Source organism: Acidobacteriota bacterium, from assembly GCA_016716435.1.
Classification (GTDB): Bacteria; Acidobacteriota; Blastocatellia; order Pyrinomonadales; family Pyrinomonadaceae; genus OLB17.
Genome location: JADJWI010000003.1, coordinates 1,256,347 through 1,277,766, shown reverse-complemented (window position 1 = coordinate 1,277,766; position 21,420 = coordinate 1,256,347). Strand labels below are relative to the sequence as shown.

21 protein-coding genes and 1 tRNA gene are annotated in these 21,420 nt (G+C 55.6%); 10 read left to right on the top strand and 12 right to left on the bottom strand.

The features are described 5' to 3' along the window. Window position 1: 1 nt before the first annotated feature. From IPM21_09295 to IPM21_09280, 4 genes are all read right to left on the bottom strand, one after another. The gene (locus tag IPM21_09295; protein ID MBK9164095.1) at window positions 2-388 is read right to left on the bottom strand and encodes a ribonuclease HI; all 387 of its coding nucleotides are present in this window, start codon (window positions 386-388) and stop codon (window positions 2-4) included. Window positions 389-455: 67 nt separating this feature from the next. Next, window positions 456-743, bottom strand: coding sequence for a hypothetical protein (locus IPM21_09290; protein MBK9164094.1), 288 nt, complete (start codon window positions 741-743; stop codon window positions 456-458). 506 nt (window positions 744-1,249) lie between these two features. Next, window positions 1,250-1,567, bottom strand: coding sequence for a hypothetical protein (locus tag IPM21_09285; GenBank protein ID MBK9164093.1), 318 nt, complete (start codon window positions 1,565-1,567; stop codon window positions 1,250-1,252). Then, on the bottom strand, window positions 1,564-4,212 hold the full coding sequence (locus tag IPM21_09280; GenBank protein MBK9164092.1) for an AAA family ATPase: 2,649 nt from the start codon (window positions 4,210-4,212) through the stop codon (window positions 1,564-1,566). The genes IPM21_09285 and IPM21_09280 overlap by 4 nt, the downstream gene beginning before the upstream one ends. 131 nt (window positions 4,213-4,343) lie before the next feature. Here IPM21_09280 and IPM21_09275 point away from each other — a divergent pair, with 131 nt between their 5' ends. Then, complete coding sequence (locus tag IPM21_09275) at window positions 4,344-4,640, top strand: hypothetical protein (protein ID MBK9164091.1); 297 nt, start codon at window positions 4,344-4,346, stop codon at window positions 4,638-4,640. Window positions 4,641-4,642: 2 nt separating this feature from the next. Here IPM21_09275 and IPM21_09270 read toward each other — a convergent pair whose 3' ends face one another. The 5 genes from IPM21_09270 to IPM21_09250 form a co-directional block, all read right to left on the bottom strand. After that, window positions 4,643-5,671 (bottom strand): DUF4097 family beta strand repeat protein, encoded by a 1,029-nt coding sequence (locus tag IPM21_09270; GenBank protein MBK9164090.1) that lies wholly within the window; start codon window positions 5,669-5,671, stop codon window positions 4,643-4,645. Window positions 5,672-5,686: 15 nt separating this feature from the next. After that, on the bottom strand, window positions 5,687-6,586 hold the full coding sequence (locus IPM21_09265) for a hypothetical protein (GenBank protein MBK9164089.1): 900 nt from the start codon (window positions 6,584-6,586) through the stop codon (window positions 5,687-5,689). Then, entirely contained in the window at window positions 6,583-7,158 is a 576-nt protein-coding gene (locus IPM21_09260) for a sigma-70 family RNA polymerase sigma factor (protein MBK9164088.1), read from the bottom strand. Before IPM21_09260 ends, IPM21_09265 begins: the two co-directional genes overlap by 4 nt. Before the next feature lie 71 nt (window positions 7,159-7,229). Continuing rightward, a complete protein-coding gene (locus IPM21_09255) occupies window positions 7,230-8,666 on the bottom strand; it encodes a DUF58 domain-containing protein (GenBank protein ID MBK9164087.1) in 1,437 nt (478 codons plus the stop codon). Window positions 8,667-8,685: 19 nt separating this feature from the next. Beyond that, the gene (locus tag IPM21_09250) at window positions 8,686-9,684 is read right to left on the bottom strand and encodes a MoxR family ATPase (GenBank protein MBK9164086.1); all 999 of its coding nucleotides are present in this window, start codon (window positions 9,682-9,684) and stop codon (window positions 8,686-8,688) included. Window positions 9,685-9,904: 220 nt separating this feature from the next. On the opposite strand from IPM21_09250, the gene IPM21_09245 reads away from it, so the two are divergent. Next, window positions 9,905-10,384 carry a prepilin-type N-terminal cleavage/methylation domain-containing protein gene (locus IPM21_09245; GenBank protein MBK9164085.1) on the top strand — a complete coding sequence of 160 codons (480 nt, stop codon included), beginning with the start codon at window positions 9,905-9,907 and terminating at the stop codon, window positions 10,382-10,384. A 7-nt stretch (window positions 10,385-10,391) separates the two neighbouring features. Next, window positions 10,392-10,466: transfer RNA gene (locus IPM21_09240), tRNA-Val, on the top strand. A 66-nt stretch (window positions 10,467-10,532) separates the two neighbouring features. Here the strand turns inward: IPM21_09240 and IPM21_09235 are convergent. Next, on the bottom strand, window positions 10,533-10,751 hold the full coding sequence (locus tag IPM21_09235) for a hypothetical protein (GenBank protein ID MBK9164084.1): 219 nt from the start codon (window positions 10,749-10,751) through the stop codon (window positions 10,533-10,535). 247 nt (window positions 10,752-10,998) lie between these two features. On the opposite strand from IPM21_09235, the gene IPM21_09230 reads away from it, so the two are divergent. Genes IPM21_09230 through IPM21_09220 form a run of 3 tightly spaced genes read left to right on the top strand, consistent with a single transcriptional unit; the run spans window position 10,999 to window position 14,005 of the window. Beyond that, window positions 10,999-11,766 (top strand): tryptophan-rich sensory protein, encoded by a 768-nt coding sequence (locus IPM21_09230; protein ID MBK9164083.1) that lies wholly within the window; start codon window positions 10,999-11,001, stop codon window positions 11,764-11,766. Further along, complete coding sequence (gene aroE / locus IPM21_09225; protein ID MBK9164082.1) at window positions 11,763-13,271, top strand: shikimate dehydrogenase; 1,509 nt, start codon at window positions 11,763-11,765, stop codon at window positions 13,269-13,271. Before IPM21_09230 ends, aroE begins: the two co-directional genes overlap by 4 nt. Continuing rightward, window positions 13,268-14,005 carry a zf-TFIIB domain-containing protein gene (locus tag IPM21_09220; GenBank protein ID MBK9164081.1) on the top strand — a complete coding sequence of 246 codons (738 nt, stop codon included), beginning with the start codon at window positions 13,268-13,270 and terminating at the stop codon, window positions 14,003-14,005. Before aroE ends, IPM21_09220 begins: the two co-directional genes overlap by 4 nt. 8 nt (window positions 14,006-14,013) lie before the next feature. On the opposite strand, the gene IPM21_09215 is transcribed toward IPM21_09220, so the two are convergent. Next, window positions 14,014-14,754 (bottom strand): VCBS repeat-containing protein, encoded by a 741-nt coding sequence (locus tag IPM21_09215; protein MBK9164080.1) that lies wholly within the window; start codon window positions 14,752-14,754, stop codon window positions 14,014-14,016. Between the two features lie 60 nt (window positions 14,755-14,814). On the opposite strand from IPM21_09215, the gene IPM21_09210 reads away from it, so the two are divergent. Both IPM21_09210 and IPM21_09205 read left to right on the top strand, forming a co-directional pair. After that, window positions 14,815-15,834 (top strand): ThiF family adenylyltransferase, encoded by a 1,020-nt coding sequence (locus IPM21_09210; protein ID MBK9164079.1) that lies wholly within the window; start codon window positions 14,815-14,817, stop codon window positions 15,832-15,834. 1 nt (window position 15,835) lies between these two features. Next, complete coding sequence (locus IPM21_09205; protein ID MBK9164078.1) at window positions 15,836-16,408, top strand: hypothetical protein; 573 nt, start codon at window positions 15,836-15,838, stop codon at window positions 16,406-16,408. 153 nt (window positions 16,409-16,561) lie between these two features. Here IPM21_09205 and IPM21_09200 read toward each other — a convergent pair whose 3' ends face one another. Next, window positions 16,562-17,695 (bottom strand): ATP-binding protein, encoded by a 1,134-nt coding sequence (locus IPM21_09200; GenBank protein MBK9164077.1) that lies wholly within the window; start codon window positions 17,693-17,695, stop codon window positions 16,562-16,564. A 109-nt stretch (window positions 17,696-17,804) separates the two neighbouring features. Here IPM21_09200 and IPM21_09195 point away from each other — a divergent pair, with 109 nt between their 5' ends. After that, window positions 17,805-19,172, top strand: coding sequence for an NAD(P)/FAD-dependent oxidoreductase (locus IPM21_09195; GenBank protein MBK9164076.1), 1,368 nt, complete (start codon window positions 17,805-17,807; stop codon window positions 19,170-19,172). 92 nt (window positions 19,173-19,264) lie between these two features. Next, window positions 19,265-21,415 (top strand): hypothetical protein, encoded by a 2,151-nt coding sequence (locus IPM21_09190; protein ID MBK9164075.1) that lies wholly within the window; start codon window positions 19,265-19,267, stop codon window positions 21,413-21,415. Window positions 21,416-21,420 lie beyond the last annotated feature (5 nt).

The window sequence follows — 21,420 nt, the reverse complement described above, 5'->3', positions numbered from 1 at the left end:
TTCAGATCTCCATTACTCCAAGCTCGGCTACGAGTTCATCAAGGTAGTCACCTTCGACCTTTCCTATTTTTGCTATCTGGCGAGCCGCGGTATCGGCCACTTCCTGCACCTCATGGCCGGCGTGGCCCTTTATCCACTGCCATTCTATCTCATGACGGGCCGCCGCCTTATCAAGCCGCCGCCACCAATCCTGATTGGTCTTTCGCTTCCATGTGCCGCCCATCGTCTCGATAACGTAACGCGAATCAGAGAACAGCCGGACCTTGCAGGGCTCCGACAAATTTTCAAGCCCAAGCGCCGCCGCGGCTATTTCAGACTGCTGATTCGTCGCACTGCCGAGATATTCGCCAAAAGCCTTCCAATAGCCCTTGAACCCCAAAACAGCCACCGCCGCGGCACGCGGATTTCCCTTCCGTTGCCAAGGCTCGAACCGTCACAAACTAATGTTACTTCTTTCACTCTTCTCCCTTCTCTACGAATCGCTCCCAAATTGTACGGGTAAGATGGCCAATAACTATGCTTGTAACAGCGATAACGACCGAATTCAGGACGAATCCCCAAGCATCCGTCCAATTAAACGGGACGCCCCAATCAAACTCCTGACCCGACGACGACGAAAACTTCAGTCCGTTCTCCTCCCAATCCAGCCGGGAAAGCTGGAGATTCACGATGTTCACAACAAACCAGATGCAGAGACTTATCCAAACGCCAACCTTAAACTTGCTGTCATAAAGGTTTGCCATCAATCCAGTCACGCCGTTGGTTTCTCAACCATCACCAACAAAGAACTATTCTTTTACTACTGGACTCGGCTCTAGAACTCCCAAGCCCACGATCGAAAATACGCAGACTATGATGATATTTCTCATCTACGCAAAAAACGTCCGATCACCCATGAAACTCCCAAGCCTAGGACGATAGCTACCAGAACATTCAACATGACGCCAGTCCACAAAATATCGTCGAGATGCAAGAAGGTGCCGTGATGATAAACCGGAAAGGGGAAACCGAAAATATAAGTGCATTCCACGTCGAAACAATCCCGGTTGACCATGTAACTCACAAGGTTTGCTGCTAGAACAAGCGAAAGCGAGACAACGAGTCCTAGATATTGCAATTGTGACCGACGCTCTGGCATAGAACTTACATCCCAACCCTCAGCTCATGATCCAAATACCCTTCGAACGTATCATCACGCGAGATCACAAATAGCTTATTCGAGAGGCTTTCTTTCATCACTTATCAATCGTCAGCTATTCAGGCCGTCTTTCAGCTTGTAGAAAGCGCTTTCCGCCGCGACACCTAACATGCCGGAAACGGCAAGCGCGATGATCAAGTTGAGTCCAGCCCCCGGCATGATCATACGATGAATATTTTCGGGAGGTCCCACACCTTCCATCGCCGTCGGGAATGGGAAACCCCATGACCACGCACCTGCCCAAACCATCCTCTGTTCCTCCAGGTATGCATAGTATCGGTCACGTTCCGAAAAGAAATCAATGGCGTTCGCCGCAACAAATAGCGACAAAACAACCAAGAAAACGCTCCAAAACACCGGATATTTCATTGACCCTCAACGGTGATCTCGTGGTCCAGATACCCTTCAAAAGTATCATCATGCGAGATCACAAATAGCTGGTCGAAGTGTGTGATCTGTCCGATCTGCATGGCGAGGTTCTCCCGCCGCTCGGCGTCCATATTGGTCGTCGGCTCGTCAAAAAAGGCGATGCGGATATCGGACAATTGCTTCAGCAACGCCAGCCTTACGGCAAGAGCCGCCGACATCTGCTCGCCGCCCGAAAGGCTGATGAATGGCCGCTCGTGGCCGCCCTCTTCCACATAAACGCCGTAGTCCTCGCCCCAGCGAAGCGTCCGCTCGGCATTTCCGCCGACCTCGCGAAAGATGCGGTTGGCCTCGGCTGAGACGTGAAAAACGTAGTTTCGGGCTACGAGCGGTGCGGCTTCCTTTAGAGTATCGCGGATGAAGACCGTCGTTTCAAGTATTTTCTCCTGCCGCTCCTTTTCCTGCAGTTCGGCGGAAAGCTCTTTCCTTATCTCCGCCAACCGCCCAGACTCGGAATTAAGTGCCGCAAGCCGCTTTTCCGCACTCTCTATCCGCACTTCGACGCCGGCCATATCGCGTTGAATGCCTCCAAGCTCTGCACCGGCGGCAGCGTGTGCCTCGGGGTCATAGCCACGCGTTGCCTCTTCAAATGCCGCGACCGCAGCGGACGCTTGCTCGCTCGCCTTTTCGAAAGCAGTAACTGCATCACGAAAAGCATCTTCGAGCCGCGGCAGGTCCTTAGCGGCCTGCTCAAATGCGATGAACGTGCGGTAAGCCTCTTCGGTCGCGTCGCGTTCGGCCGTTGCGGTTTGCAGGTCGGCGTCGAGTTTCACAAAGTCATCGAGTTGCTCAACAAACAACCTTCGCTCGCTCTCGAGCCGCTCCATGTTGCTCTCGATCTTGGTCACGCTCTCTCGCACTTCCGTCTCACGGGCGAGCAACGCCTCAAGCGGACGGATGCGGGAACGCGGATCGCCGAGCTGGTCGAGCCTCGCCTCGATCTCCGTTACCTTTGCCTCCGCGGCCGGAAGCTGCTCGAGCTTCGATCTAAGCTCGTCGCGTTCCGCAGCCAGCCGAACGCCTTCTTCCTTAACCTCTGCGAAACGCCGTTCGAGCGTCGGCACCTGGACGGCAAAACGCTCGGCCGTCTTTGCTTTGGCAAGGCCTGCCCGAAGTTCCGTCCGTTCACGGCCGAAGCGGTCGATCGCGGTTCGAAGCTCGGCAAATTGATCGACAAGAAACCCATCGAGCGTTTGCCCAGGCTTCAGGTTCAGGCACTTCTCGCTCAATATCGGGCACAGGCCGTTCCTGATCTCGGCCTGAAACTTTTCGTCGCGTTCAAGCTCGGCATTGAGCCTTGCAAGCTCGGCGGTTATCTCTGAGTCGCGTACTTCGAGCGTTTCGGCATTCTCGGCGCCGGCGGCCTTGGCACGTGCCTTTTCAAGCTCTTCCTCTGCCGACTTGTATGAAGCCCGCAACCGACGGAGCCTCTCTTCGGCCGCCTCAACCTGCTTTGCAACTGCCCTAAGCCCCGAAAGCTCCTCGCGTGCGGCGGCAAGTTCTTTCTCGAAGCTGATCTGTTCTTCAGCCTTTGGGCGAAGCTCGGTGAGTTCGCGGTGAGCATTCTCGATAGATAGGATCTCGGCCCGCGTGTGCCGCTCCTCGATCTTAATCGCGGCTTCCGCGGTTTCGACCTTTGCAAGCTCCGCCTTGATCCCATCCCGAACTCCGCGTTCGCGTTCAAGCTCGGCGAGTTGCTTCAGAGCCTCGCGATGCCGGCCGGCGGCTTCTCTTACGGCGTCGATCTTTGTTGAAGATTCTCTTGCCCGTTCAAATTCGGCCTCGGCCTGTTTAAGTATCAGTTCCGCACGCCCGCGTTCCGATTCCGCGACCTCTTTCTCCTTCGCGGCCTTGTCAAAGCGGTCCTTCGCTTCTTCAAGTTCGGCGACCCGCTTCTTCGCTTCATCTTCCTTTCGGCGAAGCTCGTCGACCTGCTGTTTCAGTTCCCTGAGCAAGATCTCCGTCGCCGCAAGTTCCTCGGCTACTGAATCGGCCCGGGCAAGCTCACCTTCGAACCGCGAGGCCTTGTTGTCGATCACACCGATGCGGGATTCGACAAAACGCTGCGTCTTCAGTAGTTCTTCCGCACCGCGGCGGTATTCCTCGACCTTGAGCAATACGTCAAAAGTCCGCTTTCGCTCAGCAGCTGTCGCCAAAAAGATCGCCGTGAACGTCCCCTGCGGAACGCCGATCGCATGCTTGTAGAGCATCTCGATGTCCGTGCCCGGCTCGACGGCGAGATGTTTGCGAAGGAAGCGGCTGACATCCTCTTTCTTTTCTGCGATCCGCGTTTCAAGCTGCGGGTCATAGACGTAATATCCCGTTCCGGTGTCGCGATAGATAACGTATTCTCGTTCGTCGAGCCCGCTCTCGATGGTCACGCGGGCATTGCCCTTCTTGGCTCCGCGGCTGACGAAGTCGTCCTTCTTATAGTCGAGAACATCGAACAAAACCCACGCCGCGGCCTCGATCAGTGTAGTTTTGCCCGCTCCGTTCTCGCCGGAAATGGCCGTCGTCCCGCGCTCGAAATCGAACACCGCCTCGAGGTGCGATTTGATGTTCTCGAGTTGTATCCGCTTTATATGCATCAATTAGCAGCGGTTCAGAGCAACCGGGCCGCGCGCTGAACGCCGTGTAACACTTACACTTTGATTCTAAGCGAATCTACTGTTGATTCGAAAATAGGAAGGGTCTCATAGTAATCTCGTAGTGAGATATTATGAAAATTGCACCCGGAGAAGCTGTCATTGCGATCTTGCACACGCCGAGAGAAAAGCTGTTTGGCATCCTCGACGAAATATCGGCGGCGGGCATTTCCCTGCGGGCGATCGAACTTAGTTATTTTGATGATTGGGTCGGCTCGATCGCCGAGGGCGAGCAATATCTGCCGATGAGCGATTACTTTGTCCCGATGTGGCGGGTCGAGCGCGTTACTCGCGACGAGGGCACATTGGACGCGCCCTCGCTTTCGGAGCACTTTGAAAAGCGGACTGGAAAAAATCTGGGCGAGTTTTAGCCTTACGGCTCGAGCCGGACTATCTGAATTCTGCCGCTGCTCGTCGTTAGCGTAACGTTGCAGGCCTCGCCGGTGCCAATCTTTGCTACCACATTCTTGCCGCCTGGCGTGATGTTTTCCGTTATGGTCTCGACCGGGATCGCCGCATTGAAACTGCCGAAACCGTAAGCCGCCGAGACCGTGCAGTTGCCATTCTCAGGCACAAGCATTCTCAAGGTCCCGTTCGACGTTTTGAAATTATAGATGCCGCCGGCCAGAAAGCCGCCTTCGAATTGCAGCGATCCCGTGATCGAGTTTGCCTCGATCTGCCTGTGCCCGACCCGCTGAAGCATTATCGAGCCCGAATTTGTTTTTACCTTAAGCAGATCGCTCGACTCGATCGGCTCGAGCCCATAAACAATGATGTTGCCCGTCGTGCTATCGAGAGAAAGGCTGCCCGATGAATTTGTGACGATAAGGTCGCCCTGCAAGGCTGAGGCTGAGATGCCGCCCGTTATGTTCCGGAGCGAGATATTGCCCTCAACGATCTTGAGGCTTACCTTCCGGACAGAGTCGACCGAAGTGGTCGCCGAGCGGCCATGAAAATTGAGCGTCGCACCGTGCGGGACGTCCATTTCAACGCTATCGCCGGAAAGGCACTCGCCCCGCTGTGCGGCGGTTTGCCCCTCGATGGCAGTCGGGGTTGCCCAGATCCAGGTGGCATTACCCGACGCTGGCGCACGCTCGAGCACGCGTATCCCAAACTTTCGCCCCGAACGGACCAGGATCCTTACTTCATTCCGATCCCAGCCATTAACTTTAAGCTCGCCTTCAGAGATGCAAAACTTCAAATTCACACTTTGCTCAGCGTCGACCCGAAGCTCGGTGTCTGTTCTCTGTCCGGGAAATATCGGAACCGGTGGGGCCACACGGACGGTCCGCGGAACAGGCGGAACTGTCGGAACGGAAGGTGTCGGCGGCGTTTGCGCCTGAGCCGCCGCCACGACGAAAAGCACTAGAGCGAAAACTGAAATGTAAATGAAAGACCGCATTGTCGTAAACCGCCCTTATTGCAGCGAGGCAAGCAGTTCCTCCTTCTGCCCGACGGAGTTAAGCAGGTCTATCTTGTCCTGATATGAAGAGTAGAGCACCTGACGAGCCGCTTGATTGTTCGGATTTTTCCGAACGACCTCGCGCATTTGCTTGATCGAATTCTCGACCACCGCAAGGTCGCGTTCAAACGAAACGCGGGACGAAGGCGAAAGCACCCGGTCCTTTTGCGAGTCATACGAAGCCTTGAGGGTCTCGATCGTGTTCAGGTAACTGTCTTCGCCCGGCACATAAAGTGCGTTGACCGGGCGGAAGTTGCCGGCCGGCGGCCTTGCAACGTTATCCGGACGGTAAGCGGCGTGAGTCGCCCTAGCCGGACTCGCCTTTGGCTGTTCGGTGCGTACCGGAACCGCTTCGAGCTCGGCCTCGGCGACCTCAGTATTCACTGGCGGTGCACTCCGGACGGTCGGCAATGGTTCAGCTTCAACACTCACCGTAGCCGCAGGTTGCGAAACTCGTACTATCTCATTCGTCGCATCGTTAAGCCCACCGCCCGGAATGAAGATGAACGCGAAGAACCCAAAAAGAACAAGCACGGCCGCCGCAGTCGCAAGCGAAGGGCTGGCGAGCATCGAGGTAAAACCGACGTACATCCGATGCCAGAACGGAACATGGGCCCGCTCGGTTTCGATGGCGTCATTGATCCGCGACCACAATCGCTGCGTCGGGACAAGCATGTTCACATCGCTTTCGACCGTCGCCATCACGAAGGACATTTCCTCCTCGGCCTCGGCGAGCATTAAGGCGCAGGTATCGCAATCGGAGATATGGTTCGAGATGAGAATAGTCTCCTCGCCCTTCGTCTCGCCGTCCAGAAACGCCTGCAGCGTTCCAATGTCTAAACAATTCCTGCTCATACCTGCTCCTCGCCCTTCTTTCCGTAAAATCTCAAAAACTCCTGCCGGGCGCGTGCGACATAGGTTCCAATGCTTGTTTCTTTGATCTCAAGCGCATTGGCGATCTCTCTATATGAAAGCCCCTGCTGCTTGAGTATCAGGCAACTCCTGAGCGGTTCACGTATCTTGCCTAGGGCTTTCTGGATCTCGCTTACCTCGGCCTTTTGCTCGTATTCCGATTCAACCGAAAAAACGTCGTTGTCCGCTGTTTGTTTGACGTAGTTTTCGTCTCTCGTGTTCGCCCTAACCTTTCCGCGGACCGTATTCTTGGCGATATTGAGGGCCACGCGGATCAGCCACGGACGCAGCATTTCTTCGTCCGCGATCGAATCGCGATGATGATAATACTTGAGAAAGACCTCTTGCGTAACGTCTTCGGCGAGGGCTGCATCGCGGACGACCGAACGCGCAGCTCGATAGACCGTCCGATGGTGAAGCGAAAATGCCTCCTCGAAACCGATGGTCTCTGTCGCTGCTGCGGCCGCTGCTTGCTCGGACATCGAGTCCACGAATATTTCCGTCGCCTTGATCATTACTAAGCATTCATTAAATGCCCGTCACAAGACAATACACCATTGAACGCGTGTTTGTGACAGAAGGTGTTTCAGAATTTGACCGGCAGCACTTCGTCCGAAGGCTCAAGGTCAACTGGCAAAAGTTCCTCGGCAACCAGTAGAACGGTCGTATCTGCCCCGGCAGTAAAGCCATCGTCGTCATTTATCTCGGCAGTGTTGATCGGCACGCGGTCGTCAGTAAAAATAGGCTCGGCATATGCGAGCCGCTTAAGGCAATCGTGAAGATGCCGCGCCCCGGAGCCAAAATCCCCAACGTCTTCGCCGATCACGAGCCGAACCTCGGCTTCCGATTCGATCAGCCTGTCGATCACCGCAGCCGCCCGGCTAACGGCGGCCTCAAATCTTTCGTTGATCTGCGGCCTACCTTCGCGTTCGCTTTCGACGATCTCGCGAAGCGTCAGCCGCTTTTCCTCTGCGGTCGGCAGCCGCAGGTCGAAAAAGACCTGTACCCGCAGGCTTTCATCGGCCGCCGTTTCCCGGACGATAACGCCGCGTGACCGTGCCGTCGCTTTCCAGTCGATCTGCCGCGGATCGTCGGTCGGTTGATATGCCCGAAGCGAGAGCAGGTCGTAGCCCGCGCCGCGTTTCATTAACGGCCGCCTTCCGGCAACAGCCGAGAATACGTCCGGAAGATCGTCTTGCTCGGCGAGTTGCGGAAATACGACGAGTTCGGTCTCTTTCGCTGAAAGCCTTCGCCGGTGGCGGAAAAAGGCAAACGGAAACTTCGTGGCTATCTCAAAATCGCTTATGACAAGCCGGCCGCGATGCGGAAACGTGTGGAACGAACGGCTCTCTTCCGTCTCGCCGCGGGCGACGTAAGGAAAATAATCGAGAATGCGGCGGATTACCGGCGGCTTCGCCAGGCGACGCATTATGAACGGCGGCACTATCCCGCCGAGTTCTTTCTCTGCGAGCGACCTCTCGCGATCCCTTCCGCGAACCTCGGCGACGATCGAAAAGGCCGGAAAAAGCCGCTTTCGGTTCGTCAACCCGACCAAGATCGGCGTTTCTTCGCAAGCGAAGATCGTCTCGGGAAACCGCATGCGGACGTCGAGTTTCTTGAGGTTCATTGCCCCGGCCGCAAAACCGGCGATCATCGCCCCGACTAAGATCGAGAGCACAAGGAAAAGCAGATTGTTGCCGGTGTTCCACGCCGAAAAACCGACGATGACAAGAAGCCCGAGCATGATCGCTCCGCCAAGCGTGAACTCGAACGGCAGGTTCATCTGCGAGGCCTCGCGGCTTGCGTTTCGAGCCAGCGGCGGCACGACAAAGATCAGTATCAGTAGGACGAATACGAGCGAGAGAACAGCCGCGGTTATCGCAAGCGTCCGCTCGCCGGAGCGGTGTGCAACAACGGTAAGCACCGCGAGCCCGATGCCTGCAAAAACGACCGCAAGTCCGACAAGCGCGTTGCGGAGGTCGCGGACGCTGAAGAGTTCACGGATCTTTCGGAGTTTGGACAAATCTTGGAGCTCCGCCGAGCTATATTGGGACGGCGATCTTTGTTAGGATCTCGCTGAGAATCGCCTCCGCTTCCCGTATGCGATTTCGCAGGCCCGACGCCCGCGAGCTGATCACGATCCTATGGGCAAAGCAGGGCAATACGAGATTCTTTACGTCGTCGGCGATACAATAATCGCGGCCATCGACCAGGGCATTCGCCTGTGCGACACGGAAAAGTGCCAGCGAGCCGCGAGGGCTTACGCCGAGTTCAAGCGATTCGGACCGGCGGGTCGCATCGACTATCTGCAATAAATACTCGATCAACGCCTCATCGACGCGAACCCTGCGGGCGATCTCCTGCAGCTTTATCACATCCGAGTATGAGGCTTGAGGTTGGATGTTCGCGATCGGGTCGCGGAATTCGCGGTCGTGCAGCATTCCACGCTCGTCGTCCTTGCCCGGATATCCCATCTGAATGCGGAGCATAAAGCGGTCAAGCTGTGATTCGGGCAACGGATACGTGCCGTGATGCTCGACCGGGTTCTGCGTCGCGATGACCATAAAGGGCTCAGGCAGACGACGGGTCGTGCCGTCCACGGTTACCTGCTCCTCGGCCATCGCTTCGAGCAGTGCGGACTGCGACTTAGGGGTCGCCCGGTTGATCTCATCTGCGAGAACGATGTTTGCAAAGATCGGCCCCGGCCGCCACTGGAACTCGCCCGCGGCCTGATCAAAGATCGAAAGCCCGACGATGTCCGCCGGCAAAAGGTCAGATGTGAACTGGATCCGGTGCGAGGTCAGCTCAAGCGAACGCGCCAAGGCGTTGGCGAGCGTTGTCTTTCCGATCCCCGGCACGTCCTCGATCAGAAGATGCCCGCGGGCGAGGAGCGTCACGACCGCAAGGCGGACGACGTCCTGCTTTCCGCGAATGACCGATTCGACCGACGCCCGAACGCGGCCGATCAAGGCAAAATGATCGAACTCCGGATCGGAAGCGCTGACAGCTGGCACTGTCTCTATCACTGCTGTATCTCGCATTAATTGGCGATTCTCCATTTGGAAGGGCGAATGTTCCGCCCTTCTATCTTACTAAATCTCGGCCACTTGTTGCATCCGATATTTTCGCCGAGCTCGTTTGTCACTGTTCGCCGCCGGAGGCCGGACAGCCCGGATTTGCAAATCTGCATCCAAAACATCTAAACTTTTGGAACATTTTCGTTCGTTTTTCGTGTTGGGTTTGATGGAGTTTTCGCGAAATATGATGTCCGTAACAAAGAACCGCAAGAATCAGCAGGGTTTTAACCTTATCGAGTTGATGATCGTTATGGCGATCATCGGCCTTATCATCGGAGTCGGAGCCCTGGCCTGGGGTGCAATGATCCGCTCCGGCAATGAAGCGGCCGCTACCGGTACGATCGATCGCATTCGTACCTATCAGGCCCAATTTGCCTCCCGAAACAAGGGCAAGTTCGGTACGTTCGATGATCTCATCCGAGTTTCTGGGCTCGACGAACAGTTTGCAGGTGAACGGCCGGTCGTCAACGGATATGTTTTCACATTGACGATCGAGGAGCCGAGCGATGCGCGACCCGGATTTTATTCGATCACCGCCGATCCGCAAGTCGCCGAAGGCGTTACAGCAACCGGAACGAGGCATTTTTACACCGATTCGGCGATCAGCACGATAAAGGCGACCGACGAGAACCGGCCCGCGAAAGCGGATGACCCTGCGATCTAGACTACCTGCCGACTTAGCTCAGTGGTAGAGCACTCGCTTCACACGCGATAGGTCAGAAGTTCAAATCTTCTAGTCGGCACCATTTACACAAAAGCAAAAAGGCAGCCCGTTTAAGAGCTGCCTTTTTCTTTTATTGATCTGGTCTGAATTAAATCTCGCCGTCTATCCTTGCCGCGACAAAGCCCATGCTGAATGAGGGCTTTTTCGGCCTGTCGTCCTTCGGCGGACGCTTGTCCTCCGGGCGGACGACAGGCGGTTTCGGTTTCGGCGGCGGATCCTTTTTATCATCCTTTTTTTGCGCCGAAACGGTGAACGACATCACCGCCACGATCGCAAAACCCATTAAAATGTTTTTAAATACCTTCATTGGTCTGTCTTCCTCTGCTTGGTAATTCCGGCTTCGAACGGGGAAGAATCGCTCTCGCCGCAGTCTTAATAGGCAATCCCGGTGCCATAGACCTTCTTTCGACGTCCTTACCAAACAAATGGTTGGTTTATATTGCTATCTGGTAGATTCACACTTTACAATACTTTACGTTATCGGAGATTTTTATACGAAAAGGTGGATTTTGCAATCTCTCCGCGTCCGAAACTGTCTCGGAAAGTGAACCAATATGACCGAAAAAACTGACTCCGGGGGCAATCTGGCAGGCTATGCCGTTGCGGCCGCAACGCTACTCACCATCGGTTTCAATTGGCTCGCCGCAGCCGGAATGGTCGGCGGCGTCACTCCGGCAGAGATCTCCGCGAAGTATCCGACGGCCGTTACTCCCGCCGGCTACGCTTTCTCGATCTGGAGCCTGATCTATCTCGGGCTGATCGCCTACAGCGTTTACCAGCTAAGCTCGAACGCAAGCCCGCAGGCACGTTCCATTCGATGGCTTTACGTCGTTACGTGTTTGCTGAACTGTTCTTGGATCTATTTTTGGCACCACGATTTCATCGCGGTCTGCCTCGGGTTGATCGCCGGGCTTGCCTTTACCCTTTTTCTTATTAACTCGCGGCTACGGACGGTCGAATCGACAAAAGATTTCTGGCTGGTAAAGGCTCCGTTCGGGCTCTACTTCGGCTGGGTAACGGCAGCGACGCTCGTCAATCTGGCGATACTTCTCGCCAGCCGCAACGTAGAAACCGGGACGCTCTTCGCCGTCGGGTTGATAGTCGTTGCCGGCGCTTTCGGCATCGTTTTCCGCGTCGCTCTGCAAAACTACATCTACCCGCTCGCGATCGCCTGGGCCGTCACCGCGATCGCCGTAAAGCAAAGCGGACAAACTGCCATCGTCGCCACCGGGGCGTTCGTTGTTATCGCCTGCCTGATCGCAACGCTCAGCTTCGTCGTTAACCTTCCCTCGACCGATCATCCCCGCGATGAAGTTAAATGAGCAATGCTCCGGTGAATCAAGGAAAGATCTGCATCTCGCTTTGCGCAAAGACACCGGCGGAACTTGCCGAAAAAATAGAGCGTGCGGCACCGCTTGCTGACGTCATCGAGGTCCGATTTGATTGTGCTGCACCCGATCAACTCGATGAATGCCTGGGCGTCGCTCTCGCGGCAAAGGCAAACATCCTCGCAACCTTCCGCCCGCAAAAAGAAGGCGGATTTCGCGATATTAACGACGACGAAAGGGCCGAGTTTTGGAATGCGGGCAACGAACTCGGATTCTGGGGAGCCGATTTCGAAGAAGACCGGATCGAAGATTCGTTCTACTGGCTCTGGGGCAATCGCATCGTCTCGTTCCACGATTTCGCGACGACGCCGGATGACTTGGCGGACATCTACGAACGTCTCTCTGCGACCGGTGCGGACATCGTCAAGATCGCGGTTCATGCGAACCGGATAACCGACACGATTCGCCTCTGGAACCTGCTCGAACCCGCCCATGCCGAAAACAAACAACCTGTCCCGATCGCGATGGGTGAGGCCGGTAAATGGACTCGAGTCCTCGGCCTCGCCCACGGCTCGCCGCTCGCCTACGCATCGCTCGAAGATGCAAGCGGGACGGCACCGGGGCAGATCACGGCCGGCGACCTGATCGATGTTTATCGTGTGAAAGAACTCTCCCGCGAGAGCAGAGTCTTTGGCCTCATTGCCGGAGATACAAGCTACTCGATGTCGCCGTATATTCAGAATGCTGCGATCAAGGCGGCGGGCATCGATGCGGTTTTCGTTCCGCTCCAGGTTTCGGACACTGAGGAATTCTTCCGCCGGATGGTCCGCGAAGCCACAAGAGAGATCGATCTAAATTTCCGCGGCTTTGCCGTCACCAATCCTCACAAGCGTGCCGTCATCGACGTTCTCGACTCAATAGACGAAACCGCCGAGGCCATCGGTGCGGTCAACACAATTTTTCACGACACAGGCAAATGGCTCGGCACGAACACCGATGCCGAGGGCTTCATCGCCCCGCTCAAAGAGCGTTTTGGTTCGCTTCAAGGTGCGAAAGTGGCCGTGATCGGAGCCGGCGGAGCGGCCCGGGCATGTGTTTATGCATTGCGGCGGGATGGTGCCGATGTGACAGTGCACGCCCGCGACACGTCGAAAGCGAAACCGCTTGCCGATCAGTTCGACGCTAAGTTGCTTTCGCTCGAAGCCTTCGAACGTCCCGACATTCTCGTCAATACGACCCCGCTCGGAACCCGCGGCGAACATCAAAGCGAAACACCGGTAAGCGCCGAAAAACTCTCCGGCATCAAGCTTGTTTACGACCTGACGTATAATCCTCGTGAGACGCGGCTGCTCAGCGAAGCACGCGAAGCCGGCTGCGAGACGCTCGATGGCCTCGAGATGCTGATCCGCCAGGCTGCGGCGCAGTTCAAGATATGGACCGGACTCGAGGCTGATACGTCCGTGATGCGAACTGCGGCGATAAAAAGATTAGAACGATGATCGATCAACCAGATCCAATAGCACTAAATTGTCCGAACTGCGGCGGTGCCGTGATGAGCGACCGCTCGGCGTGCGAATTCTGCCGCTCGCGGCTGAAGACGGTCGGCTGCCCTGCCTGCCTCGGCCTGATGTTTCTCGGAGCAGAGTTCTGTTCAAATTGCGGCAAGAAAGCCGCCGCTGCGGTCATCATCGAAGAAAAGGCCGCGGGCGATTGCCCTCGGTGCCGAAGGCCTCTTCAGTTGGTTGAGATCGATGCCGTACGGATCCGCGAGTGCGGCCAGTGCGGCGGATTTTGGTCGGCAACAGAGACGTTCGAGGGGCTTTGCTCGAACAGCGAACAGCAAGCCTCGGTTCTTGGCTTTATCGGCAGCGACGCCCACCCGCACGCACATCCCGCGACCATCTCGTACGTCCCGTGCCCGGACTGCGGAGATCTGATGAACCGAAGCAATTTCGCCCGTTCGTCCGGCGTCATCATCGACATCTGTAAACAGCACGGCGTTTGGTTCGATGCCGATGAACTGCCGAAGATCATCGCCTTTATCAACAAAGGCGGACTCTCGCGCCAACGTGAAAAAGAGAAGATGGCGATCGAGGACGAACGCCGCAAACTCCGCGATGACCAGCGGCGAATGGCCATGATCGAACGCCGCTCCGGCCTAACTAACTTTGAAAATGCACCTGAAAAACCGTCGGGCGTCGGCCGGGTGATCAGCTTCCTGTTCGACATTTGACCTCGAAGCTATAGCACAACGTCTTTTTCTATCGTCCAGGTGAACATCGGCTTAACGTTGCGTAGGGTCGGCAGCGGGCGGACGCGAATGGCCTTTCTCGTGATCTTCCCTTGGCCATCGTCGCTTATGTTCCCAACCTCGATCGTCATTCGCTGGGTCGAAAGATTGTAGCTACGCGTTTCGATATCGCCAGTATTCCGCTGCACCGAGGTCTTATCAACTCCGATCAGCGTCATCTCGCCGTTCTGATAACGAAACTTGTATGTCCGATTGCTCATCGACCACGAACCAGCACTGTAGAACTCTTCGAAGATAAATGTCAGAACACCACGCTTGATTGATACGTCCTGAAAGGGCTCCGTCATCGTCGGCGAATCGCTCATGACGATGAACGAGTTGTTTTGCACGTGCAGTCGGAATCCGCCTTTCGCATCTGCAAATGCGACCGCGAGGACGCGGGGATTGGTATCAAATTCTTCGGAACCGAGGCCATCATTCTTGTAAATGAATCGGCGGTCTGTTCCCTTGAGAACAAGCACGCAGTCGGGCCTCCCGTCCTTGTTCAGGTCGCCTTCGGCACTCGCCATGACCGTCCAATTTCTTGGTGTGAACCCATTGCACGTCGCGGCGGTTTGAACGAGTGCCGGGTAATCCTCAGCCGTTGGTATCTTCCATGGATAGTCCTCATCTTGTGCCGCGGCACCGGAAACGAAGATCATCAGCGATAAGGCCAGCAAAGTTTTTCTCATCGATTTGTTAATATAGCCCATTCCCCCGTTTTCGGGACGCTTGGCCTTTTGAATTTTTGCATGGACGAACGCTACAGCCGCCAGATATTGTTTCGCGAGATCGGCAGCGAGGGCCAGGAGCGGCTGCTCGCCTCGCGTGTGCTTATCGTCGGTTGCGGAGCTCTCGGCGCTTCGCATGCGGAGATGCTTTCGCGGGCCGGCGTCGGCAACCTCCGGATAGTCGACCGTGACTTCGTTGAATTCACCAATCTCCAACGCCAGACGCTCTTTAGCGAATCCGACGCGGCCGAGCGTTTACCAAAAGCGATTGCGGCAAAACGACGGATCGCCGAGATCAACTCTGAGATCGAGGTCGAGGCGATCGTTGCCGACGTCAACAACTCGAACATCGAATCCTTGATCGCCGGCTGCGATATCATCCTCGATGGCACGGATAATTTCCAGGTCCGGTATCTCGTCAACGATGCCTGTGTAAAGCACGAACTGCCTTGGATATATGGCGCCGCCGTTTCGAGCTACGGGACGACGATGACCATCCGCCCGGGCGAAACGCCATGCCTCCGCTGCATTTTTGAGGAAATGCCGGATGCGGGCAGTGCGCCAACGTGCGACACGGCCGGTGTGATCATGCCGATCATCGCCAGCATCTCTGCCATTCAGGTCGCCGAGGCGGTCAAGGTTCTCGTAGGCGACACATCTTCGCTCCACAGCTCGCTTGTCCAGATCGACCTCTGGGCCAATGATTGGCGAAAGATAAAACTCGCCGGAGCGAACGAGGATTGCATCTGCTGTGTCGGACGCGAGTTCGAATTTCTCGACGCCGAAGCCCAAGAGTTTGCCGCCGTCCTCTGCGGTCGCGACGCCGTCCAGATCGCCCCGCCGCGGCCAACCGAACTCGATCTTCCCACTCTCGCCCAGCGGCTTGCGGCCCTCGGCGAAGTAAAGCAGAACGAATACCTGCTTCGACTGAATATAGAAGACAAGGAGATGACCATCTTCCGCGACGGCCGTGCGATCATAAAAGGGACGGACGATATTTCCGTTGCGAGGATTTTGTATGCTCGGTTTGTAGGAGTTTGATATGCCGAATTTGAATTTACTCTTCTCGATAATGGTTGTTCTCTCTGTCTCTTCGTTATCCTTCGGCCACACTTCAACCAACTCTCGCTATTATTTTTCACGAATTGTATTGCCGATATACGCCTCAAATTGTAAGGCTCAGATCACTGCCGACGATATCGCTCCTAGCAAAAGGTCTTGCATCTTCAAAGGCCATTTAGAAATCGGGACAAAACTCCAATTGATTAAAGAGCGTCGAGCAGGTCGTTGGAAGCAGGTCACTCTGGCAACGGATGAAAATGAGGAGTTTTCGATTTATATTGATTATTCAAGCGGAAAATTTCAAGACATCTTTGGAATGGTGCTATCTCCGATACCATTTGAGCAATCCAGATTTGGCTGTGATGCAAAGACCAAAGTTGAGGTGATACAACTGATCGGATTTCCATCATCTATCAAGCGAGACCGGAACGGTGAAGTCTGGTCATATGACATTGAACATATTTCTTCGTTAAGAGGAGACGTTTGTGGATTTGATGCCTCATGGGTGCAGATCAAGAAAGATGGAACGATTCTAATCAGTGGAATCGTTTGAGATTGGCAAGCAAATAAGTGTCTGATTCGAATTCGCATCAAAGTTTGTCTTTGGCTAACAGGCGAAAATTAACAATCGTAGGTGGCAGGTTCGGCGGGCACTGAGCGGCATTCGGGGCTTTACCAACTATCTTGTCCCTTTAGCTATTAGCTATCAAGCTAAATCCGCAAGCGGCGTAACACGAATGTTTTCGGCCAGTTCGTATTTCCGATCGCCCGGATAGACAACGGTCAAACTATCAAGAGACAACATCTCGATGCTCTTTTTCATTGATGGCGAGAGGGTCGGAGCGTCGCTGTACTTGAACTCGAATCCAAGCTTCTTCCCGTCCTTCATCACCAAAAGATCCAATTCCGCCTGCGCGTGGATGCCCCAGAAAAAGCACTCTTCGGGACGAGCGTCGAGGCTACGGATCGTCTCTTCAAGAGCGTACCCTTCCCAAGAAGCGCCAAGTTTCGGGTTGCTTTCCAGTTCTTCGATCGTTTGAATACCTAGCAGTGAATGAAAAATACCGCTATCGCGGAAATAGATCTTTGGGCGTTTCACCTGACGTTTCCCGATGTTCTCAAACCATGGTGAAAGCTCGCGGATCATTAGAGTACCGGTAAGAATGTCTAAATAGCTTCTCGCCGTTGTGTCGTTGATGTCTAGCGACCGGCCAAGATCCGAAAAATTCACGATCTGGCCATGAAAATGTGCCAGCATCATCCAAAATCGCCGAAGCTGCAATGCAGAAACCCGAATTCCGAGTGCGGGAATATCACGCTCGAGAAATGTTCGGATATAGCTCTCTCGCCACCTGTAACTAAGCTTGTCATTCTCGGCCAGATACGAAAGCGGAAACCCGCCGCGAATAAGGTGCTTTTCCGAATTCTCAACCCCAACCTCCGAAAGATCGAAAGGCGTGAGTTCTATGTAGCTCAATCGGCCGGCCAGCGATTCGGACGATTGGCGAACGAGTTCACCCGAAGCACTTCCAAGTATCAGATATTTTTGAGGTAGTTTTCGGTCGATAAGAACCCTGAGAACAGGAAAAAAATCCGGTATCCGTTGTATCTCGTCAATAACGATCAAGCCACTCAACTTCTCGAGCGTCAGGAGCGGGTTCTCCAAACGGGCAAGATCAACAGGATCCTCTAGGTCGAATCGGTTAACTTCTTGTCCTGTGTGGTCGCCGAAGATGCCGGCCAACGTGGTCTTTCCGCACTGTCTTGGGCCAAGGATCGCCACAGCCGGAGTTACTTGAAACGCTTCGTGAATCTTCTTTTCAAAGGCTTTTCTTTTCATTACGTGAAAACTCAGGACTAACTCCCGAATTTTCATGATATCGTATTTATGACCGAATCTCCATGTTTTTTTCGTCTGAATCTTCGCGTATTAATTTGGACAATGAGATATGCTGATTAGGACGGTGGAACATCTTCCCAAAATTGTAATCATCGGCGGCGGGTTTGGCGGGCTTTGGGCGGCGAAAGCTTTGGCGAATAAACCGGTTGATGTCACCCTCATCGACCGCAAGAATCACCACGTTTTTCAGCCGCTGCTTTATCAGGTGGCGACGGCCGTGCTCTCGCCCGGCGAGATCGCCTCGCCGATCCGGCGGATACTCCACCACGCAAAGAACATCGAAGTGATCCTCGGCGAAGCTGTTGATTTCGATAAAGAGAATAAAGCCGTCAGGCTCGATGACGGAACCGAAGTTCCGTTCGACTATCTCATCGTTGCGGCCGGTGCTCGCCACGCCTACTTCGGCCGCGATGAATGGGAGACCTGGGCTCCGGGCCTCAAGACGCTTGAGGACGCGGTCGAGATACGCCGGCGTGTACTGCTGGCCTTTGAGCTGGCCGAACGCAAGGCGGCCCTTTCCGGAATTCAGGACCCGCTTACATTTGCAATTGTCGGTGCCGGGCCGACCGGTGTTGAGCTTGCTGGTGCGATCGCCGGCATCGCCCGCCAGGCGCTAAACAAGGACTTCAAAGCGATCGACACCACCACGGCCCGCGTCGTGCTTTTTGAAGGCTCGGAACGCGTGCTTGGCACGTTTGCGAGCGACCTTTCGGAGAGTGCAAAACAGCAGCTTGAGGAACTCGGTGTCGAGGTGCGACTAAACAGTTTCGTCAACGAGATAGAACCCGGCAAGCTCAAGGTCGGCGATTACTGGTTCGAGTGCGACGTCGTCGTCTGGGCGACGGGCGTTGCGGCCTCGCCTCTCGGGGCAAGGCTCGGCGTCGAAACCGACCGTGCCGGCCGCGTTAAGGTCGAGCCCGATCTCTCGATCCCCGGCCACCGGAACATTTTCGTCATCGGCGATATGGTTCATCTGCTGCAGGAGAACGGCGAACTCGTTCCGGGCGTAAGCCCCGCGGCGATGCAGATGGGGCGGCTGACAGCAAAGAACATCCTCGGTGAGATAAAGGGAAAGCCGAGGAAGAACTTCGTTTATCTCGATAAAGGCTCGATGGCCACTATCGGCCGTAGCCGTGCTATCGCCCAAGCGTTCGGGATGAAGTTCCGCGGCTTCATCGCCTGGCTGATGTGGCTCTTTCTCCACGTGGTCTTCCTGATCGGTTTCCGCAACCGCCTGTTCGTCCTGATGGGCTGGTTCTGGGCATATTTGACCCGCGAGCGAAGTGCCAGACTGATCACCGGCGACGCGAACGAACTCCGCGACGCTCTGATGTTCATGGAAGGCGAAGAGGCCGTAAAGCTGCTGGAAAAACTCGCCGCAAAGGAAACGCCGCCCAAAACAACGGAGACCGTCTGACCGGAAACCAAGAATTGCTGTGACTTATCTCCCCGATTTGCATATACTTGGAGCAATTCGAATTTTCGCCTCTTTTTTTTTAGAACACCCAGATGATAAAAAGCCTTTGCCTCGCTCTCGCTGCAAATTTTCTTTTCGCTATTTCGCTGTCGGCAAACGTCCCGACGCTCTGGACTGTTAACTCGCGTGCCGATGTGCTCCGCGGCGAACCGAACGGAGTTTCTGTCGGAGCGAACGGGTCGTTAACTCTCGCTCCTCGACTCACCGAAGCGTACAACACCGGCCAGCCATACATCTGGTCCACTGCCGCCGATGCCGCGGGAAATATTTACGTCGGAACCGGCGGCGAGGGCCGCATCTTTCGTGTGACGCCCGCGGGTGCGGGTTCGCTCTTTGCCGATCTGGGCGAACAGAATGTTTCGGCAATCGCGGTCGGACGCAGCGGTGAGGTCTTTGCCGCAACTTCGCCGGACGGCAAAGTTTACCGGATCACATCCGCCGGAAATGCCGAGGTCTTTTTTGAGCCGAACGAGAAGTACATCTGGTCGCTGGCGGTCATGAGCGACGGAAGCCTTGCCGTTGCGACCGGCGAGAACGGAAAGGTCTTTCGGGTCCGCTCGGCAGGAGCCGCTGCGGCCGCTTCGCTGTTTTACGATTCAAGCGAGCTGCACATCATCTCGCTCGCAGCCGATGCCCAAGGCAGCCTGATCGCCGGAACCGATTCGAACGGCCTCGTTCTTCGAATCGACACAAGCGGCCGGGCGTTTGCATTGCTTGATTCGCCGCTGCGGGAGGTCCACTCGGTCGCTGTCGGGCGTGATGGCTCAATTTATGCGCTTGCCATCAACGAATCGATCTCGACCGCAACGCCCGAGGCATCGCCGACGCCGGTCTCAAGAACGGTGACCATCGAGAAGACCGCGACGGTCACTCCGCCAACGCCTGAGAAAAGTCGCTACGACCTCTCGGCGGCAAAATCGGCGGTTTACAAGATCGCCGCTTCGGGTGCGAATGAGGTCATTTGGTCCTCAGGCACGGTCGTCGGATTTTCGCTTTTACCGCTGCCGGGCGGTGGAGGAGTGCATCTCGGCACTTCGGACAAAGGCCGCATCTATTCGATCTCAGATTCCGCAGAAGAACAGCTCGTCGTCCAGACCGGTGCGGGGCAAGTAAGTACACTCCTTCAGGCAGGAAACGCAGTCATCGCCGGGGGCAGCAATCAGGGCGTTGTGTATCGACTTGGGCCGGAGACGGTCGCTGAAGGGCGCTATGAATCGCCGGTGCTCGACGCTCGCTCGTCCGCTGATTGGGGTCGCATCTGGTGGCGAGCGGAAGGAAACGTGACCATTGAAACCCGCAGCGGAAATACCGAAGAGGCGGGCGAAACCTGGAGCACATGGGAACCCGTTCGAGGGGAAACAATGGCGGGAAGAATAACCAGCCCGGCCGCACGTTTTGTTCAATGGCGTGCAACTCTGCGTTCGGGCGGAACGCCCGCCGCACTCCGCGAGGTGACGCTGGCATTCGTTCCCGCGAACATCGCACCCGAAATCACATCGCTGACCGGGCTTCCGGCAAACGTCGGGCTCGCCCCGAACCCGCCGATCCAGATCGACCCGAACATCGAAACCTCAGGGATGGACCCGGCGATCTTTGGTATCCCAAATCAGCCCCCTGCACCACGGCGTGTTTATCAGAGAGGAGCTGCCGCATTCCAATGGACCGCCGAGGACCGGAACGGAGATTCGCTGCTCTATGACGTTCATATCAAGGAAGTGCGCGACCGCGATTTCGTCAGGATTCGTTCGGGCATCCCTGAAACATTCATCACAATTGACGGAACAAGCCTCGCCGACGGGCGATACATCATAAAGGTGGTCGCGAAAGATTCGGTTCAGAATGCACCGGCCCGAGTTCTTTCGGGCGAAAGGACCAGCGAACCCTTCGATGTCGACAACACACAGCCCTCGGTGACCGTTGTTGGCCAGCCGACCGTTGCGAACGGCCGTGCTCGTGTCGTTTTCAGTGCGCGGGATGCGGGCGGCTATCTCAGAAAGGCCGAGGTTAGCGTCAATGGCGGGCCGTGGATGCCGATCGCTGCAGACGATGGCCTGACCGATGGGCCGGAAGAGCGATTTACCGTAGAATCGGCCGTGCCGACCTCAGGCGTTTCGTCGGTCGTTCTTCGCGTTTTTGATTCGGCGGGAAATATCGGAAACGCCAGAGCTTTGATCAACCAATAGTAGTA

Coding starts and splice junctions, on each gene's coding strand:
- IPM21_09230 (MBK9164083.1), top strand. CDS start 10,999: ATGACCGAAAAAACTGACTCCGGGGGCAATCTGGCAGGCTATGCCGTT.
- IPM21_09275 (MBK9164091.1), top strand. CDS start 4,344: ATGAAAATTGCACCCGGAGAAGCTGTCATTGCGATCTTGCACACGCCG.
- IPM21_09195 (MBK9164076.1), top strand. CDS start 17,805: ATGCTGATTAGGACGGTGGAACATCTTCCCAAAATTGTAATCATCGGC.
- IPM21_09210 (MBK9164079.1), top strand. CDS start 14,815: ATGGACGAACGCTACAGCCGCCAGATATTGTTTCGCGAGATCGGCAGC.
- IPM21_09265 (MBK9164089.1), bottom strand. CDS start 6,586: ATGAGCAGGAATTGTTTAGACATTGGAACGCTGCAGGCGTTTCTGGAC.
- IPM21_09235 (MBK9164084.1), bottom strand. CDS start 10,751: ATGAAGGTATTTAAAAACATTTTAATGGGTTTTGCGATCGTGGCGGTG.
- IPM21_09290 (MBK9164094.1), bottom strand. CDS start 743: ATGGCAAACCTTTATGACAGCAAGTTTAAGGTTGGCGTTTGGATAAGT.
- IPM21_09280 (MBK9164092.1), bottom strand. CDS start 4,212: ATGCATATAAAGCGGATACAACTCGAGAACATCAAATCGCACCTCGAG.
- IPM21_09260 (MBK9164088.1), bottom strand. CDS start 7,158: ATGATCAAGGCGACGGAAATATTCGTGGACTCGATGTCCGAGCAAGCA.
- IPM21_09250 (MBK9164086.1), bottom strand. CDS start 9,684: ATGCGAGATACAGCAGTGATAGAGACAGTGCCAGCTGTCAGCGCTTCC.
- IPM21_09215 (MBK9164080.1), bottom strand. CDS start 14,754: ATGAGAAAAACTTTGCTGGCCTTATCGCTGATGATCTTCGTTTCCGGT.
- IPM21_09285 (MBK9164093.1), bottom strand. CDS start 1,567: ATGAAATATCCGGTGTTTTGGAGCGTTTTCTTGGTTGTTTTGTCGCTA.
- IPM21_09245 (MBK9164085.1), top strand. CDS start 9,905: ATGATGTCCGTAACAAAGAACCGCAAGAATCAGCAGGGTTTTAACCTT.
- IPM21_09200 (MBK9164077.1), bottom strand. CDS start 17,695: ATGAAAAGAAAAGCCTTTGAAAAGAAGATTCACGAAGCGTTTCAAGTA.
- IPM21_09220 (MBK9164081.1), top strand. CDS start 13,268: ATGATCGATCAACCAGATCCAATAGCACTAAATTGTCCGAACTGCGGC.
- IPM21_09190 (MBK9164075.1), top strand. CDS start 19,265: ATGATAAAAAGCCTTTGCCTCGCTCTCGCTGCAAATTTTCTTTTCGCT.
- IPM21_09270 (MBK9164090.1), bottom strand. CDS start 5,671: ATGCGGTCTTTCATTTACATTTCAGTTTTCGCTCTAGTGCTTTTCGTC.
- aroE (MBK9164082.1), top strand. CDS start 11,763: ATGAGCAATGCTCCGGTGAATCAAGGAAAGATCTGCATCTCGCTTTGC.
- IPM21_09205 (MBK9164078.1), top strand. CDS start 15,836: ATGCCGAATTTGAATTTACTCTTCTCGATAATGGTTGTTCTCTCTGTC.